14 protein-coding genes are annotated in these 17,056 nt (G+C 75.0%); 9 read left to right on the plus strand and 5 right to left on the minus strand.

All coding sequences use genetic code 11. The features are described 5' to 3' along the window. Positions 1-166 precede the first annotated feature (166 nt). The 3 genes from ACFY2K_RS12540 to ACFY2K_RS12550 all read left to right on the plus strand — a co-directional run bounded on the left by ACFY2K_RS12540 (position 167) and on the right by ACFY2K_RS12550 (position 1,547). Positions 167-679, plus strand: coding sequence for a ribonuclease (locus tag ACFY2K_RS12540; protein WP_375892523.1), 513 nt, complete (start codon positions 167-169; stop codon positions 677-679). An 80-nt stretch (positions 680-759) separates the two neighbouring features. Continuing rightward, complete coding sequence (locus tag ACFY2K_RS12545; protein WP_387711172.1) at positions 760-1,236, plus strand: hypothetical protein; 477 nt, start codon at positions 760-762, stop codon at positions 1,234-1,236. Next, a complete protein-coding gene (locus ACFY2K_RS12550; RefSeq protein WP_375892526.1) occupies positions 1,236-1,547 on the plus strand; it encodes a transcriptional regulator in 312 nt (103 codons plus the stop codon). Before ACFY2K_RS12545 ends, ACFY2K_RS12550 begins: the two co-directional genes overlap by 1 nt. 13 nt (positions 1,548-1,560) lie before the next feature. Here ACFY2K_RS12550 and ACFY2K_RS12555 read toward each other — a convergent pair whose 3' ends face one another. Next, positions 1,561-2,556, minus strand: a complete 996-nt coding sequence (locus tag ACFY2K_RS12555) for a hypothetical protein (RefSeq protein WP_380401656.1) — start codon at positions 2,554-2,556, stop codon at positions 1,561-1,563. A 111-nt stretch (positions 2,557-2,667) separates the two neighbouring features. Between ACFY2K_RS12555 and ACFY2K_RS12560 the strand changes: the two genes are divergently transcribed. Further along, a complete protein-coding gene (locus tag ACFY2K_RS12560) occupies positions 2,668-3,906 on the plus strand; it encodes an ADP-ribosylglycohydrolase family protein (protein ID WP_387711174.1) in 1,239 nt (412 codons plus the stop codon). A gap of 15 nt (positions 3,907-3,921) precedes the next feature. On the opposite strand, the gene ACFY2K_RS12565 is transcribed toward ACFY2K_RS12560, so the two are convergent. Further along, entirely contained in the window at positions 3,922-4,656 is a 735-nt protein-coding gene (locus ACFY2K_RS12565) for a GNAT family N-acetyltransferase (RefSeq protein ID WP_375892532.1), read from the minus strand. Between the two features lie 688 nt (positions 4,657-5,344). On the opposite strand from ACFY2K_RS12565, the gene ACFY2K_RS12570 reads away from it, so the two are divergent. The 5 genes from ACFY2K_RS12570 to ACFY2K_RS12590 all read left to right on the plus strand — a co-directional run bounded on the left by ACFY2K_RS12570 (position 5,345) and on the right by ACFY2K_RS12590 (position 12,377). Continuing rightward, a complete protein-coding gene (locus tag ACFY2K_RS12570; protein WP_360228636.1) occupies positions 5,345-6,289 on the plus strand; it encodes a PAC2 family protein in 945 nt (314 codons plus the stop codon). A gap of 187 nt (positions 6,290-6,476) precedes the next feature. Continuing rightward, positions 6,477-7,496, plus strand: coding sequence for an SGNH/GDSL hydrolase family protein (locus tag ACFY2K_RS12575; RefSeq protein ID WP_380644351.1), 1,020 nt, complete (start codon positions 6,477-6,479; stop codon positions 7,494-7,496). Positions 7,497-7,663: 167 nt separating this feature from the next. Continuing rightward, the gene (locus ACFY2K_RS12580) at positions 7,664-8,974 is read left to right on the plus strand and encodes a deoxyguanosinetriphosphate triphosphohydrolase (protein WP_375892536.1); all 1,311 of its coding nucleotides are present in this window, start codon (positions 7,664-7,666) and stop codon (positions 8,972-8,974) included. Between the two features lie 136 nt (positions 8,975-9,110). Continuing rightward, the gene (gene dnaG, locus ACFY2K_RS12585) at positions 9,111-11,027 is read left to right on the plus strand and encodes a DNA primase (protein ID WP_387711178.1); all 1,917 of its coding nucleotides are present in this window, start codon (positions 9,111-9,113) and stop codon (positions 11,025-11,027) included. Between the two features lie 147 nt (positions 11,028-11,174). Next, entirely contained in the window at positions 11,175-12,377 is a 1,203-nt protein-coding gene (locus ACFY2K_RS12590) for a sigma-70 family RNA polymerase sigma factor (RefSeq protein ID WP_387711179.1), read from the plus strand. On the opposite strand, the gene ACFY2K_RS12595 is transcribed toward ACFY2K_RS12590, so the two are convergent. The 3 genes from ACFY2K_RS12595 to ACFY2K_RS12605 all read right to left on the minus strand — a co-directional run bounded on the left by ACFY2K_RS12595 (position 12,365) and on the right by ACFY2K_RS12605 (position 17,013). Next, entirely contained in the window at positions 12,365-13,624 is a 1,260-nt protein-coding gene (locus ACFY2K_RS12595) for a helix-turn-helix domain-containing protein (RefSeq protein ID WP_387711181.1), read from the minus strand. The two genes, ACFY2K_RS12590 and ACFY2K_RS12595, sit on opposite strands and share 13 nt — an antisense overlap. A 420-nt stretch (positions 13,625-14,044) precedes the next feature. Beyond that, a complete protein-coding gene (locus ACFY2K_RS12600) occupies positions 14,045-15,448 on the minus strand; it encodes a glutamate decarboxylase (RefSeq protein WP_375892542.1) in 1,404 nt (467 codons plus the stop codon). Positions 15,449-15,567: 119 nt separating this feature from the next. Beyond that, on the minus strand, positions 15,568-17,013 hold the full coding sequence (locus tag ACFY2K_RS12605) for an FGGY family carbohydrate kinase (RefSeq protein WP_380644347.1): 1,446 nt from the start codon (positions 17,011-17,013) through the stop codon (positions 15,568-15,570). Positions 17,014-17,056: the final 43 nt, after the last annotated feature.

Below are 17,056 nucleotides of genomic sequence, written 5' to 3' on the forward strand. Positions count from 1 at the left end.
GGGGTGGGGGGCCCGGGGGGGGGGGGGGCGGTTGCGGGGGGTGGGGGCCGGGGGCGGGGGGCCCCCCCCCCGCGGCCCCCCCCCCCCCCCGGCCGTACGTCCGTGTGGCGCCCGTCATGTGTGTGACACGGCCGCCCGGACGCCGCCGCCTGCCAAGCTGGACCGCATGACCAGAAGCAAGAGCCCGCTCGTCGTCGTGGCCGTCCTGATCCTGGCCGTGCTCGCCGGAGTCGGCTACCTGCTCGCCGGCAAGGGCGGCAGCAGCCACCCCAAGGCCGCCGCGAGCGCCACCACCACCACGGGCGCCACGGCCCCCAAGCCCTCGGCGCCCAAGCCGTCCCCGCCGGCCGGCGGCGCCCCCTCCGCGGCCGGCACCTGGGTGCCCGCCGACCCGGCGCTGGCCGACGTCTGCCGCACCAAGCTCCCCAGCCAGGCCCAGGACACCATCGGCCTGATCGCCAAGGGCGGCCCCTACCCGTACAACCGGGACGGCATCGTCTTCGAGAACCGCGAGAGCCGGCTGCCGAAGAAGGGCAACGGCTACTACCACGAGTTCACCGTGGTCACCCCGGGCTCCAACGACCGCGGCACCCGACGGGTCGTCACCGGCGGCGCGGGCGAGCAGTACTGGTCCGCCGACCACTACGCGACCTTCCAGGAGATCGACCCGCGCTGCTGAGCGGCGATTTCCCGGAAAGTACTTTCCAACTCGGAAAGAAGATGGCACAGTGGAGCCACCGTCACTTCCGAGGGGGAAGCATGAGTGACTCCGTTCCCACCCCGCCGCTGTCCGCCGCCGAGGCGCTGCGCCTGGCCGACCGGGCCGGCGCGGCCGCCCGGCGGCCGGGCGAGGTGCCCCGCTGGTACGGGCCGGCCTTCGCCTTCGCGTTCGCCGCCTACGGCCTGGGGATCGGCCAGGTCGTCGAGACCGGGCAGTTCGTGATGATCGCCGTGCTCGCGGGCGGCTTCGCCGCCCTGACCGGCGTCCTCGCCCGGGTCGCCGTGCGCAGCGACGGCATCGTCCGCCGGGGCGTGCCGGACGGCATCGGCGGCCCGGTCGCCCTCGCGGTCCTCGCGGTCTGCGCCGCGTCGGCGGCCGGGATGCTGCTCGCCTGGCAGGCCGGCGGCGGCCCGCGCTGGATCGGCGGGGCCGCCGGGCTCGCGGCGGGCCTGACCTTCTGGGTGGGCACCGACCGGCTCAACCGCCGGGTCCGGCGCTCCCAGGAGGCCGGCTGATGCCCGCCGCCCTCGACCCGCTGCTCCAGCACGCCACCCGGCTGACCGTGCTCGCCTTCCTCGGCGCCTGCCGCGAGGCCGAGTTCGGCGCCGTCCGGGACCACTGCGAGGTCTCCGACTCCGTCCTCAGCAAGGCCGCCACCGCCCTGGAGGAGGCCGGCTACCTCACGGTGAAGAAGGGGTACGTCGGCAAGCGCCCGCGCACCTGGCTCGCCGCCACCGCCGCCGGTCGCGCCGCCCTCGCCGCCCACCTCGCCGAGCTCCAGCGGCTGGTCGCCGCCGCCGAGGCGGCCGGCGCCCGACACGCCTGAGGCACCGCCGGGTTCACCGGGCCCGCCGCCAGCTGACCCGGCCGTGCGGGCCGTGCGGGCCGGTGGTGACCAGGGCGGTCAGCTCGTGCAGCACCGGCGCCGGGTCGCGGCGGAGCTGGACCGGGGTGGTGCGCACCACCGGCAGGCCGGCGCCGGCCAGCCGGTTGGCGCGGGCCAGCCCGCGTTCGTGGTCGGCCGGGCGCAGGTGGTAGGCGCGGGAGTCGATCTCCAGCGCCACGCAGGCGTGCGGCCAGTAGGCGTCCGGCACGGCCAGGAAGCGGCCGTCCAGGAACAGCACCGGATTCCACAACGGCTCCGGCAGCCCCGCGTGGGCGAGCAGCTCGCGCGCCTCGCCCTCCACCACCGAGCGCACCCCGGCGGTGAGGTCCTCCACCACCCGGGCCACCTGCGGCAGCGCCAGTGCTCCCGGCCGGGCGAGCAACTGGTCCAGCAGCTCGCCGAGTTCGCAGTGCCGTCGCTGCACCGCCTCGGCGCACAGCGCCCGGAACCGGCGCTGCCCGGTCTCCCTCGGCGCCAGATCCGCCAGCGCCCGCGCGACCGGGGCGCTCCACAGCCCGTCGTCCCGCTCGAAGCCGCCCGGCATCACCCCGGACGACCGGTGGATCCGGACGAACTCCCGCTCCCTGACCCGGCGTTGGCCGGGGATCAGGACGTCGACCTCGGTCAGGTCGGCCGGATGCCCGGCGCTCGGCAGCCCGGCGTCCGCCAGTACCGCGAACCCGGTCAGCAGCACCTCGCCGGGCTGCTCCTGCCGCCCCTTCGGACTCGCGTACGCCAGGGCCGCCCGGAGTTTCTGATGACTCGTCAACCTCCCGTTCTGCAGGCAGATCACCCGCGGCAGCACCTGCTGCCAGGGCCCGCCCGGCCGCAGCCGGTGGGCGATCGTGCCGGAGGGCACGCCGAGCCGGCGCAGCTGCGCCCGGGTGGCGATGTGCTGCTGGTCGGCGCCGAGCAGGGCGACGGGGTCGAGCGGATGCGCGCGGGTCATACCCCGGTGCTGCCCGCCCGGATCGGAGGTATGCGAAACATCCCTCGTCAGGGGCCTTCCGGTAACGATGTTGACGAATCGGAGGCCGATCCGCTGTGCTGGAGGCACATGATGACCGAACCCAACGGCCCCGCGCTGGACGCGCTCAACGGCCTCTCCGTCGGTGACGCCCTCGGCGCCCAGTTCTTCGTCCCGGAAACCGCCCGGGCCCACTTCGCCTCCCGCACCGAACCGCCCGGCCCCTGGCCGTGGACCGACGACACCGAGATGGCCTGCTCGGTGTACGCCGCCCAGCGCGAACGCGGCGCGATCGACACCTTCGACCTCACCCACGCCTTCGCCCGCCGCCACGACTTCGACCGCGGCTACGGCCCGGCCGCCAACCGGCTGCTCCGACTGGTCCGCGAGGGCGGCGACGCCGGGGCCCTCGCCGCCGAACTCTTCGACGGCCAGGGCTCGTACGGCAACGGCGCCGCGATGCGGGTCGCCCCGCTGGGGGCGGCGTACGCGGACGACCCCGCCGCCGTGGTCCGGCCCGCCGCCGACACCGCGGTGATCACCCACACCCACCCCCAGGCGGTGGACGGCACGATCGCGGTCGCGGTGGCCGCCGCGTACGCGGTGCGGGCGCGGACCGGGCCGATGGCGCCGGAGGCCTTCCTGGAGGCGGTGGTCGAGCTCACCCCGTACGGCGTCCTGCGCGACGCGCTCGCCGAGGCCGTCCGACTGCTCGCCGAACCGGATGCCCGGGCCGTTGCCCGACTGCTCGGCAACGGCAGCCGGACCTCGGCCGCCGACACCGTCCCGTACGCCCTGTGGTGCGCCGCCCGCCACCTCACCGACTACCGGGCCGCCGTGTGGGAGGCGATCGCGGCCGGCGGCGACATGGACACCGTGGCCGCGATCACCGGGGGAGTGGTGGCCGCGCACACCGGCACCCACGGCATCCCGACCGCCTGGCTGGCCGCCCGTGAACCGCTGCCCGACTGGGCGTTCCCCGAGCCGGGCAGCGTTCGGGCGGGTTCCGCGGACGCCTCGCACCTCAAGCCGCTGCGACTGCCCCGGCCCTGTCCGGTGCCGGACCTCGTCTGGACCGAGGAGCAGTGGCGGGCGGTGAGGTCGGGGCGGATCACCGGGGACGTCGACGGACGGTGGATGTTCCACACCGCCGAGGGCGTCCTGCACCTGCACCGCAGCTGGACCGGCTTCGAGATCTGGCGGGTGCGGGTGGCCCCGGTCAGGGGCGGCGGCTGGCGGCCGGTGTCCGCGCTGGTCGAGGCGCACCCCGGGCACTACCGGGGCGAGCCCCGGGTACCCGAAGGCCTCCTGCGCATGGTGGCCGAGGGCTGAACCCCCGGCCCCGGCTCAGGCGGTGATCATCAGCTGCCCGGCGCCACTGCCGCCCTGTCTAAGACACTCCTGGTTGATCGCCGGATCCGGGGCGCTCGGCGAGGTGGCGGCGGCGATCCGCAGCTCGATGATGTCGCGCACGGCCGGCCACTCGTCCTCCAGGATCGAGTAGAACGCGGTCGAGCGCACCACCCCGTCCAGCCCGCGCGAGTGCGCCCGGCGGACGCCCTCGGAGGTCGCGCCGAGCCGTTCGATGGCGGCCCGGGAGCGCAGGTTGCGGGCGTCCGCGCGCAGCGAGATCCGCTGCACGCCCCAGGTCTCGAAGGCGTACCGGAGCATGAGCAGCTTGGCCTCGGTGTTGATGCCGGTGCCCTGGGCGCGCGGGGAGAGCCAGGTGTTGCCGATCTCGGCGGCGTCCGGGACGGCCGTGGCCGGATCACCGAACGGCACGCCGGGCACCGGCGGCCACACCATGGGGCCCTGCCAGTAGTCGAGTTCCAGGAACCGGGTGGAGCCGACCACCCGGCCGTCGGCGACGTTCACCGTCGCGAACGGCAGCGACCGGCCCGCGGCCTGGTCGGCGAGGGCGCGCGCGATGTAGTCGCGGGCCGCTTCCGGACCGTGCGGGACGGGGGTGAAGGCATAGGTCGTACGGTCCTCGGCGCCGGCCGCGGCGATGGCCTCGGCGTGGTGGGCGGCGAGGGGCTCCAACCGAACGGTGCGGCCGGTGAGGAAGACAGGTGCTGGCACGGAACCTTGGTCCTTCATCGGTCGTAGGGCGCATCCGGCGCCGGGGTGCGGCACGGGCTGCGGTGGACGAGGGGTTCGCCCCGGCCCGGTTTCCGGCTCCGGGTACCCGTGTGCGCCGGAGGATTCCGGTCGGATGGGGCGGAGCGGCGGCCCGGAACGGGCGGCGAGGGTGCCGGAACGGACACGGATCCTCGGACCGGTCCGGCGGGAACAGCGAGCGGGACAGTGTGCGTCCGCGAAATGGCCGAAGAGGTAACGAGTGCGCGAAGGGAAGCAGGCGGCCAGGTGAAGGCAAGATGCGTCGTGGGTGTCTGACCGAGCAGCGATCCGGGTCGTGATCGACGGCGTTACGGACGACGTGACGACGACGCGACGATGCGAGGCAGCGAGAGGACGATACCCGCCAGAAGGCGGTGCGTCACTTCGCGGCACCCGAATGTCGGCGCGGGCCGCCACCGCGCGCCCCGGACGGGGCTGTTGAACGCCCGTGAACAGGGGTTTTACCCCCGGGTGCGATCATGGTCCGGAGCGGTCGGCGACGGTCCCCGAGCGTGTTGCCGGGCGGGTCGCGGGGCGGGCCGTCCGCGAGAGCGGTCGGCCGGAACGGGAATTCCCGCGCGTCCCGGCACGCTGGACAAGGCGAGAGCCGGTCGGAGCGGGACGAGCAGAGAACGGGGAAGGGTGCGCGGTGCGAGACTTCCAGGCGCTGTACGAGCTGGATGAGCGGGGCGTGGCCGCCGTGGCCGAGGCCAACGCGGAGCTGCGCGACACCGGCGCCGGCCTGGTGCTGCTCCAGCACTTCGAGGGCTTCATGGACGCCGGCGAGGCGGGCGCCCAGGTGGTGGCCCACCTGCTGGAGACGGGCTCCCCCCAGGTGGTGGCCCGCTTCGACCACGACCGCCTGGTCGACTACCGGGCCCGCCGCCCCGCGATGGTCTTCGACCACGACCACTGGTCCTCCTACGACCCGCCGGAGATCCTGCTCCAGCTGGTCCGCGACGCCGCCGGCGCCCCGTTCCTGCTGCTCACCGGCCCCGAGCCGGACGTCGAGTGGGAGCGCTTCGCGCGCGCCGTCCGGGAGCTGGTGGAGCGCTTCGAGGTCCGGCTCAGCCTGGACTTCCACGGCATCCCGATGGGCGTGCCGCACACCCGCCCGGTCGGCCTGACGCCGCACGGCAACCGGCTCGACCTCGCGCCGGGGTACCCGCAGTGGTTCGAGCAGGCGCAGGTCCCGGGCAGCGCCCAGGCCCTGCTGGAGTACCGCCTGGCCGAGGCCGGGCACGACGTGCTGGGCTTCGCCGTGCACGTCCCCCACTACGTGGCCCGTTCGGCCTACCCGGCGGCCGCCGTGCTGATCCTGGAGGCCGTGCAGTCCGCCACCGGACTGGTGCTGCCCGGCACCCGGCTGCGCGAGCGGACGGGCGAGGTGTACGCCGACATCGAGGAGCAGCTGGCCCAGGGCGACGGCGAGTTGCGCTCCGCCATCCGTGGCATGGAGGGCCAGTACGACGCGGTCGCGGGCGCCGAGGGCCGGGAGAGCCTGCTGGCCGAGCCGGTCGACCTGCCGTCCGCGGACGAGCTGGGGCGGCGCTTCGAGCAGTTCCTCGCCGAGCACGAACGCGGCGCGGAGTAACGGGAACGGGGCAACGGGAACGGGGCAACGGCAACGCAGTGACGGGAGCGGAGTCGCCGGAACGGCGTAACGCCGACGCCGTGGCGGGAGTCATCGGCGCCGCCCGTACGTTGAGCCGTGCGGTGCCCGGGGGGACCGGCCGCCGCGTACGCAGCTGCCCGTGACCCGCACCCCCAGGGGGGACGCCATGCCCAGGACCACCCGCCCGTCGACCGTCGCGACGGCCCTCTCGGCCGCCCTGCTGCTGGCCGCCCTGGCCGGGTGCGGCGGCGGGTCGGACGGACCGGACGGCTCCGACCGGGGCTTCGCGGGCGCCCTGCCCGGTCGCGCCCCGGCCGGTGCGACCCCGACCCCCACCCCGACGCCGACCCCCACCCCGCCGCCCGCCGCCCCGTACGTGGCGCTCGGCGACTCGTACACCGCCGGGCCCCGGATCGCCCCGCAGGTCGGCGACCCGGCCGGCTGCGCCCGCTCCGGGGTCAACTACCCCTCCCTGCTGGCGAAGGCGCTCGGGGTGGCGCCCGGGCAGTTCCGGGACGTCAGCTGCAGCGGCGCCCGCACCGGGGACCTCAGGAGCCCGCAGAAGACCGCCGACGGCCCCAACCCGGCCCAGCTGGACGCGCTGACCCCGGACACCCGGCTGGTCACCGTGGGCATCGGCGGCAACGACGCCGGTTTCATGGAGGTCGTCACCGAGTGCGCCAAGGCCACCCTGGCGGACGCGGTGAAGGACCTGGTCGGCGAGGACCGCGCGGCCGCGCCCTGCCGGGAGCACTACGCCTCCGGCGGCACCGACGAGGTGCGGGCCCGGGTCGACGCGGCCGGCGAGCGGCTCGGCGAGGTCCTCCGGGAGATCGGGCGCCGCTCCCCGCGGGCCCGGGTGTACGTGGTCGGCTACCCGGCCCTGCTCCCGGCCGACCCGGCGGGCTGCCGGGCGACGCTGGGCACCACGGTCGCGGCGGCCGACCTCGGCTTCCTGACCGAGAAGGAGCAGCAGCTCAACGGCATGCTCAAGCAGCGCGCGGAGGCCGCCGGGGCGGTGTTCGTGGACACCGCCGGGCCCTCGGCCGGGCACGACATGTGCGCGGGGGAGGACGCCCGCTGGATCGAGCCGCCGTTCCCGGCCCACGGCCTCACCCCGGTCCACCCCAACGCCAAGGGGGAGGAGGGGGTGGCCGCCGCGCTGCTCAAGGCCGTCCGGGGCTGAGTCCGCCCGCGGCGGGCTCCGCGGTCGCCCCGTGACCGGACCGTTCGGGTCCGGCCGATCCGCCGGGGCGGTCACCGGCGCGCCTCCCACGGTTCACGCGCCGGTCCGCACCCCTTCGCGCGCGGCACACCCCGCGTGTCGGGGGCGCGGCGTACGGTGAGTGCCATATGGATGACACCACGCACCGCCTCGCCGCCCCGCTCCCGTACGACCACGCCGCCGAGGCCCGCTGGGTCCCCGAACCGGACAAGCGTCCCGGCCGCACCGCCTTCCAGCGCGACCGCGCCCGGGTGCTGCACTCCGCCGCACTGCGCCGGCTGGCCGGCACCACCCAGGTGGTGGCCCCGATGCGCAGCGACTTCCCGCGCACCCGGCTCACCCACTCGCTCGAATGCGCCCAGGTCGGCCGGGAACTGGGCGCCGCCCTCGGCTGCGACCCGGACCTGGTGGAGACCGGCTGCCTGGCCCACGACATCGGCCACCCGCCCTTCGGCCACACCGGTGAGGAGGCCCTCGACCAGGCCGCCGAGGCCTGCGGCGGCTTCGAGGGCAACGCCCAGTCGCTGCGCATCCTGACCCGGCTCGAACCCAAGCGGTTCGCGCCGGCGGAGGAGCAGCCGGCCTCCCGGCTCGCCCCCTGGCCCGGCCGCAGCGTCGGCCTCAACCTGAGCCGGGCCGCCCTGGACGCGGCCACCAAGTACCCGTGGACCAAGGGCGCCCACCCGACCGACCCGGCCTCGCCCAAGTACGGCGTCTACGCCGACGACCTGCCGGTCTTCCGCTGGCTGCGGGCCGGCTCCCCGGCCGGGCGCAAGTGCTTCGAGGCCACCGTCATGGACTGGTCCGACGACGTCGCCTACTCCACCCACGACGTCGAGGACGGCCTCCAGGCCGGCCACATCGACCCGGCCGCGCTGCGCGCCCCCGGCGAGCGCGCCGACCTGTTCAAGGTCGCCGAGCGCTACGCCCCGGACGCCGAGCCGGAGGAGCTCTCCGCCGCCCTGGACCGGCTGCTGGCCCAGGACTTCTGGCCGCAGGGCTACGACGGCACCGCGCGTGCCCGGGCCGGGCTCAAGGACCTCACCAGCCAGCTGATCGGCCGCTTCTGCCTGGCCGCCGAGCAGGCCACCCGCGCCCGCTACGGCCCCGGCCGGCTGACCCGCTACACCGCCGAGCTGGTGGTGCCGCGGGAGGTCCGGCTGGAGGTCGCGGTGCTCAAGGCCGTCGCCGTCCTCTACGTGATGATGCGCGACGAGCAGGCCCAGCTGCGGGCCCGCCAGCGGATCGTGATCGCCGAGCTGGCGTACGTGCTGAACCAGCGCGCCCCCGAGGGGCTGGACCCGGTCTTCACCGCGATGTACCACGAGGCCGAGGACGACCGCGCCGCCCTGCGCACCGTGATCGACCAGATCGCCACCCTCACGGACGCCTCGGCGCTGGCCCTGCACGGCAGGCTGGTCGGGGCCTCCTGGACCTGACGCCCACGTCAGGCCACGTCAGGCCCACGTCACGCCCGCCCGGCGCGGCCCGGGCCCGGACCCGGGCCGCAGCCCCGGCCGGAACCCGGCCGGCAGCCCCGGCTCGAAACCCCGGCCGCCCCAGTAGACTTCCGGGGTGGCCGGGCGGATCAGGGACGAAGACGTACAAGCGGTGCGCAGCGCACTGCCGATCGACGCGGTGGTCGGCGACTACGTACAGCTGACCAACGGTGGCGGTGGCGAGTACAAGGGCGTCTGCCCCTTCCACGACGAGAAGTCCGCCTCCTTCTACGTCAACCCCGCCAAGGGCGTCTTCCACTGCTTCGGCTGCCAGGAGAACGGCGACACCATCGCCTTCCTGATGAAGATCGAGCACTTCACCTTCGCCGAGGCCGTCGAGCGGATGGCGGCCCAGGCCGGCATCACGCTGCGCTACGAGGAGGGCGGCTACAGCCCCCGCCACCAGCAGGGCGAGCGGACCCGGCTGGTCGAGGCGCACAAGGTGGCCTCCGCCTGGTACCAGGAGCAGCTGGCCTCGGCGGAGGCGGAGATCGGCCGCCGCTTCCTGGCCGAGCGCGGCTTCGACGAGGAGGCCGCGAAGACCTTCGGGGTGGGCTACGCCCCGGCGGGGTGGGAGCACCTGGTCCGCTACCTGCGCGGCAAGGGGTTCAGCGACAAGGAGATCCTCCAGGGCGGCCTGGCCTCGCAGGGGCAGCGCGGCGGTCTGATCGACCGCTTCCGGGGCCGGCTGGTGTGGCCGATCCGGGACATCGCGGGCGAGGTGGTCGGGTTCGGCGCCCGCCGGCTGCGCGAGGACGACAACGGTCCGAAGTACCTGAACACCCCCGAGACGCCGATCTACAAGAAGTCCCACGTGCTGTACGGCATCGACCTGGCGAAGAAGGAGATCGCCAAGTCGGGCCGCGCGGTGGTGGTCGAGGGCTACACCGACGTGATGGCCTGCCACCTGGCCGGGGTCACCTCGGCGGTGGCGACCTGCGGCACGGCGTTCGCCGAGGACCACATCAAGATCATCCGTCGGCTGCTGATGGACACCTCCCAGTACCGCGGCGAGACGGTCTTCACCTTCGACGGCGACGCGGCCGGCCAGAAGGCCGCGCTGCGCGCCTTCGAGGACGACCAGAAGTTCGCCGCCAAGACCTCCATCGCGGTCAGCCCGGGCGGCATGGACCCCTGCGACCTGCGGCTGGCCCAGGGCGACGAGGCGGTCCGGCAGCTGATCGACCACCCCGTCCCGCTGTTCGAGTTCGCGCTGAACACGGCGGTCGCCAAGCACCGGGTCGAGACCCCCGAGGGGCAGGCCGCCGCGATGGAGGAGGCCGCCCTGATCGTCGCGAAGATCAAGGACCCGTCGATCCGGCACGGCTACGCGATCCGGCTGGCCGGCATGGTCGGGGTGAACCCGGGCGACGAGCAGTTCGTGGTCCGCCGGATCTCCCAGCTGGCCCGCTGGGAGCGGGAGAAGCAGCAGAACCCCCGCGCCAACGGCCAGCAGCGCCGCACCGAGCAGCCCGTCGCGGTGCCGGGCCCGGCCAGGCCCGCGTTCCGGCTCAACCCGCGGGACCCGGCCCAGTTCGTCGAGCGGGAGCTGCTCAAGCTGGCGCTCCAGCACCCGGAGCTGGTCAGCCCGGCCTTCGACCAGTACGGCGACGACGAGTTCCCGACCCCGCCGTACACCGCCGTCCGGCAGGCCATCGCCAAGGCCGGCGGCACCGGGTACGGGGCGGCCGCGCCCGACTTCACCGGCGCGGTGCGCGAGGCCTCCCCGGACGACCAGGTGCGCTCGCTGGTGACCGAGCTGACCGTCGAACCGGTGCGCTCGCTGCGCAAGGCGGACGCGATCTACGCGGGGGAGTTCCTGGTCAAGCTGCGCCTGCTGGCCGTCGACCGGCGGATCGCCGAGGTCCGCGGCTACCTCCAGCGGCTGGGCCACCGGGCGGACGCCGAGCAGCTGCACGCGGTGCAGACCGAGCTGTGGCAGCTCCAGCAGTACGGCGACCAGCTCAAGAGCCGGGGCGCCGGGGCGTTGTAGCGGGTTCTCCGGCGCGAACGGCCCCGGGAAGTCCCGCACAGAAAGTCGGCGCACGAGTCTCGGCCACGGAGCGTGGCGTACCCCACACTGGAGGGCGTCCCACCTCCGTACAGCGCGGGTCCGCCAGAGTCGCGCCCGCCCCGAGGGATGCCCGTGGACCGAGGCCTTGCCGCAGCGACCACCGCCACCAGACGAGCCGAGCCGACCGGACGGGCCGAGCCCACCGGACGAGCCGAACCGACCGAACCGACCGGACGGGCCGGGCCCGCCGGGCCGCCGACCGGGGAGCAGGAGGCCGACCACGGCCGGGCCGGGGCCGCGCCCCCGGGCCCACGGGTCCCCGCCCAGGAGCGGCCGGAGGGCCACCCCGACAGCCCGGAGGCGGCGGCCGAGCCGGACCTCGACGACGAGGGCCCCGCCGAGCGCTCCGAGGGCGGCGGTCCGGCCGCCGACCTGCTGCGCCAGTACCTGCGCGAGATCGGCCGGATCCGGCTCCTCACCGCCGTCGAGGAGGTCGAACTGGCCCGCCGGATCGAGGCCGGACTGTTCGCCGAGGAGCAGCTGAACGGGGACCCGCCGCCGCCCGACCCGCTGGCCGGCGAACTGGACTCCCTGGTGGTCCTCGGCCGGATCGCCAAGCGCCGCCTGATCGAGGCGAACCTGCGCCTGGTGGTGTCCGTCGCCAAGCGCTACGTCGGCCGCGGGCTGACCCTGCTGGACCTGGTCCAGGAGGGCAACCTGGGCCTGATCCGGGCGGTGGAGAAGTTCGACTACGCCCGCGGCTACAAGTTCTCGACGTACGCGACCTGGTGGATCCGGCAGGCGATGAGCCGGGCGCTGGCGGACCAGGCCCGGACGATCCGGGTGCCGGTGCACGTGGTGGAGCTGATCAACCGGGTGGTCCGGGTGCAGCGCGCGCTGCTGCAGGAGCGCGGTCTGGAGCCCAGCCCGGCCGACATCGGCACCGCCCTGGAGCTCACCGAGGTGCGGGTCCGCGAGCTGCTCCGGCTGGCCCAGGAGCCGATCTCGCTGCACACCCCGGTCGGGGAGGAGGACGACGTCGCGCTCGGTGACCTGATCGAGGACGCCGACGCCGCCTCACCCGCCGAGTCGGCGACCTTCCTGCTGCTGCGCCAGCACCTGGACGCCGTGCTGGCGACCCTGGGCGAACGGGAACGCCAGGTCGTCCAGCTCCGCTACGGCCTGGACGACGGCCGCCCGCGCACGCTGGAGGAGATCGGCTCGGTGTTCGGCGTGACCCGGGAGCGGATCCGGCAGATCGAGTCCAAGACGCTGGTCAAGCTCCGCGACCACGCCTCCGCCGAGCAGCTGCGCGGCTACCTCGACTGACCGGGCGGGGACGCGGCCGGGCTCGGCGAGACCTGCTCGGCCGGCGGTGCCTGGGTCGCGCCCTGCGCCGGGTCGGCCGAAGCCGGTGCCGAAGCCGGTGCCGAAGCCGGTGCCGAGGCCGAGTCGCTCGGCGTGGCCCCGGCGCCCGGGGGCGGCGAGGCGGGGCCGATCGGGATCGGGGTGGAGGCCACCACCCTGGCCAGGTCGGTGACGGTCCCGGTGCAGTCGTGCCCGGCCGGCTGGGTGCCGCAGACCTGGAAGCCGATCGAGGGGTCGGCCGCGTTCAGCATCGGCGAGTAGTTGTCGTAGCCCCAGTGGATCATCGCGGTCTCGCTGTCCCCGGTGGTGTCGGTGATCACCGCGAAGTCCTTGGGCTCGCCCTCGGAGATCGCCGCCCAGGCGGCCTGGCAGGTCTGGCTGTAGCGGAGGTAGACGACGACCTTGCCGATGACCTGGGTCTGCAGCGTGCGCGCGTCCCTGCCGCAGCCGGTGGTCTTGGGGTCCTTGTGGGCGCAGCCGAGGGCCCGGCAGTCGGGGGCGCCCGCCACGGTCGCCGTGGTCGGGGCGGTCCTGCCGGTGGCCGAGGTGCTCGGGGCCGGACCGTCGGCGGCCGAGGCCTGGTCGTCGTGCCGGCTGAGGTGCAGCCCGGCCAGCACCAGCAGCAGTGCCAGCACGGCCGCACCGGCGACCAGGGCCGCGGGACGGCGCCACCAGGCGACGGCGGGTTCGTCGGTGGTCTCGCCGGTGGTCTCGGCGGCGGGCCCGTCGGCGGCTCCGGCGACCGGTCCGGCGGTCGGGTCGTCGCTGGGCTCGGCGGTTTCGGCGGGCTCGGCGGCCGGTTCGGACGGGTCGGTCCCGGGGGCCGACCCGTCGTCGGTCGGCGCCGGCTCCGCGCTCCGGTCCCCGGGCTCCCCGCCCCGGTCCTCGGTCTTCGGGGCCACGGCCTCCCGTGCCACGGCTTCCTGGGCCACGGTCCCCGGGGCCACGGGGACGGCCGCCCGCTGCCGGAGCCGGCGCAGCACCACCGGGTCGCAGTCGACCGCCCTGATCAGCGCCTCCAGCGCCTGCTCGGTGACCACCCGCTTGCCGTTCAGCCAGCGCTCCCAGGAGGCCCGGCTGTAGTGGGTCCGGGTGGCGAGCTCGGACAGTGACAGTCCGGCGTCGTCCTTGAGCTTGCGGAGCTCCTCGGCCAGCAGGCGGGCGGGCTCGGACAGCTCCTCGGGCAGGTCCTTCCAGACGGAAGCCAACGCGGTCCTCCATGAGTCGCGGGACGGGACGACGGTGGGACGGGGCGGGAGGTGCACGCCCGGTCCGGCCGTTCGGCGTCTCCTCGTTCTCCAACCTCAGCGGCCCGGTGTCCCAAACTCCAGGTCATGGCGTTGAGACGGACGGAAGTGTCTCACAACCCCCCGGAACCATCGAACAGTCATGTGTTCGTCGTGCAGAGTTCTCCCTGCCGGTGCGTTCCACCGACCGGCCGTTTCGTTCGGGCCCCCGGCCGGTCGGCCGTGGTCGGCCCGATACGGAGTCCCGGATCCCCCACCGGTCGTGGCAGCCTCACGGGGGGAGGCTGCCCCGACCGACCGGGACCACCCGGTGGGAGGGCGCTTCCCCTGCGCCCTCCCACCGCGGCGTTTCCGGGGCGCTGAGCCGCCCCGGAAACGCCTTCAGTGGTGGAAGCCCTCGCGGACCGGCACGCCCAGGTCCTGCAGCGGGACGGGCTGGCGGCGCAGCTCCGGCAGCAGCCGGTTGAGGTCGGCCAGCAGCAGGTCGGCGAGGTCCCGGGAGAAGCCGTTGCGACAGACCACCCGGAGCACCGACAGGTCCTGCCGGTTCGCCGGGAAGGTGTACGCGGGGACCTGCCAGCCGCGCTCGCGCAGCCGCCGTGAGACGTCGAAGACGTCGAAGGTGACGTCCTCGGTGGTGGTGAAGGCGAACACCGGGACCTGGTCGCCGCGGGTCAGCAGCCGGAAGCAGCCGAGCTTCCCGATCTCCCCGGCCAGGTAGCCGGCGACCTCCCGGCAGGCGCCCTGGACCGCCCGGAAACCGGCCCGGCCGAGCCGCAGGAAGACGTAGTACTGCGCCGCGACCTGCGCGCCGGGCCGGGAGAAGTTGAGCGCGAAGGTCGGCATCTCGCCGCCCAGGTAGTTGACCCGGAAGACCAGTTCCTCGGGCAGGGCCTCCTTGTCCCGCCACAGCGCCCAGCCGACGCCGGGGTAGACCAGGCCGTACTTGTGGCCGGAGGTGTTGATCGACTGCACCCGGGGGAGCCGGAAGTCCCAGACCAGCTCCGGGTCGAGGAAGGGCGCCACCATGCCGCCGGAGGCGCCGTCCACGTGCACCGGGACGTCCAGGCCGGTGCGCGCCTGGAGCTCGTCCAGGGCCGCGCAGATCTCCGCGACCGGCTCGTACGAGCCGTCGAAGGTCGAGCCGAGGACGCCGACCACGCCGATGGTGTTCTCGTCGCACAGCGCGACGGCCTGCTCGGGGCCGAGGTGGAAGCGCTCGCCCTCCATCGGCGCGGTGCGGGCCTCGATCTCCCAGAAGGTGCAGAACTTCTCCCAGCACACCTGGACGTTGACGCCCATCACGAGGTTGGGCCGGGCCCCGGCCGCGTAGCGCTCGGGGTTGCGGCGCATCCAGCGGCGCTTGAGCGCCATGCCGGCCAGCATGCAGGCCTCGCTGGAGCCGGTGGTGGAGCAGCCGACCGCGGCGTCCGGGTCGGGGGCGTGCCAGAGGTCGGCGAGGATGGCCACGCAGCGCCGCTCCAGTTCGGCGGTCTGCGGGTACTCGTCCTTGTCGATCATGTTCTTGTCCAGGCACTCGGTCATCAGCCGGGTCGCCTGCACCTCCATCGAGGTGGTGACGAAGGTCGCCAGGTTGAGCTTGGCGCTGCCGTCCAGCATCAGCTCGTCGTGGATCAGCTGGTACGCGGTGTCGGCCGCGACCGGGCCCTCGCCGAGCCGGTGCACCGGCGGGGCGAGTTCCATCGCGCCCAGCGGGTCGGTGATGCCGAGGAACGGACTGACGCTCAGCCGGCGGTCGTCGCCGGTCCCCTTGTGCAGGGCCATGGGTGGCTGTCGCCCTTCGCCTCGGTTGCCGTGTCCCGACCCACGCTGCCATCGGGCGCCGGGTGACGCATCCTCACCGGCGGACTCCGGCCGGTGGGGCTCGGCCCGGACGGCAGGGCTCAGGCCGAGGGGCCGGCGGCGGCCTCCGGGTGGATCTGGTCCCGGGCGGCGCGGTACTGCTGGCGCACCGCCGACCCGATCGCCAGGTCCTGTTCGTCCTCGGGCTCGACCGTCTCGGCGTCCGGCAGCGCCCACTCCGGCGGCTCGGAGGTGCCGGCCAGCGCCCAGGCGGCCTGCCGGGCGGCGCCTCGGGCGGCGTGCGCGCCCGGCGGGGGCACCACGACCGGGACGCCGAACAGCATCGGGGCGATGTGCCGGACGGCGGGCAGCCGGCCGGCCGCGCCGAGCAGGAACACCCGCTTGATGCCGACGCCCAGGGCGCGCAGCACGTCCAGGGCGTCGGCGGTGTTGCACAGCATGCCCTCGACGGCGGCCCGGGCCAGGTGCTGAGGGGTCATCGCCTCGGCCCGCAGGCCGGTCAGGGTGCCGGCGGCGTGCGGCAGCGCGGGGGTGCGCTCGCCGTCCAGGTAGGGCAGCAGCACCAGGCCGTAGGCGCCGGGGGAGGAGTGCAGGGCGAGGTCGCTCAGCCCCTCCAGGTCCCGGCCGAGCACGGCGGCGGTGGAGCGCAGCACCTGGGCGGCGTTGAGGGTGGCGACCATCGGCAGGTGGCGGCCGCTCGCGTCGGCGAAGGAGGAGACCAGGCCGGTGGCGTCCACCACGGCCTCCTCGTGCACCGCGAAGATCGTCCCGGCGCTGCCGAGCGAGACCACCGCGTCGCCCGGGCCGAGGCCCAGGCCGAGGGCGGCGGCCATGTTGTCGCCGGTGCCGGCCGAGATCAGCAGGCCCTCGGGGGTGTGCCCGGCGGGTTCGGCGGGGCCGAGCACGTCGGGCAGCCGGAGTTCGTGGCCGAGCGCCAGCTCGACCAGGTCCTGCCGGTACTCGCCGGTGATCGGGGACCAGTAGCCGGTGCCGGAGGCGTCGCCGCGGTCGGTGGTGCGGCGCTTGGGGTGGCCGAGCAGCTGCCAGACCAGCCAGTCGTGCGGCAGCAGCACCTCGGCGACCCGGCGGGCGTTGGCCGGCTCGAACTCGGCCAGCCAGCGCAGCTTGGCGATGGTGTACGTGGGTCCGGGGACGGCGCCGATCGCGGCGGTCCAGGCGGCCGGGCCGCCGAGGGCGTCCAGCAGCTTGGCGGCGGCGCCGCTGGAGCGCGGGTCGTTCCACAGGATCGCGGGCCGCACCTGCACCCCGCCCGCGTCCAGGCCGATCATGCCGTGCTGCTGGGCGCTGACGCCGATCGCCCGGACGCCCTCCAGCAGGCCGCCGGCCGCGGCGTCGCCGAGGGAGTGCAGCCAGACCTGCGGGTCGGCCTCGCCGGGGCGCAGGTCCTGGTCCTCGGGGACGGGGTGGGGCGCCTTGCCGGAGCGCAGGACGGTGCCGGTGTCGGCGTCGCACGCGACGATCCTGGTGCGGCTGGTCGAGCTGTCTATCCCCGCGACGATGGCCATGTCGAGATCATGCCTCAGCCCGGCCCGGGACGCGTCCGGGCCG

The organism is Kitasatospora sp. NPDC001309 (assembly GCF_042896295.1).
GTDB lineage: Bacteria > Actinomycetota > Actinomycetes > Streptomycetales > Streptomycetaceae > Kitasatospora.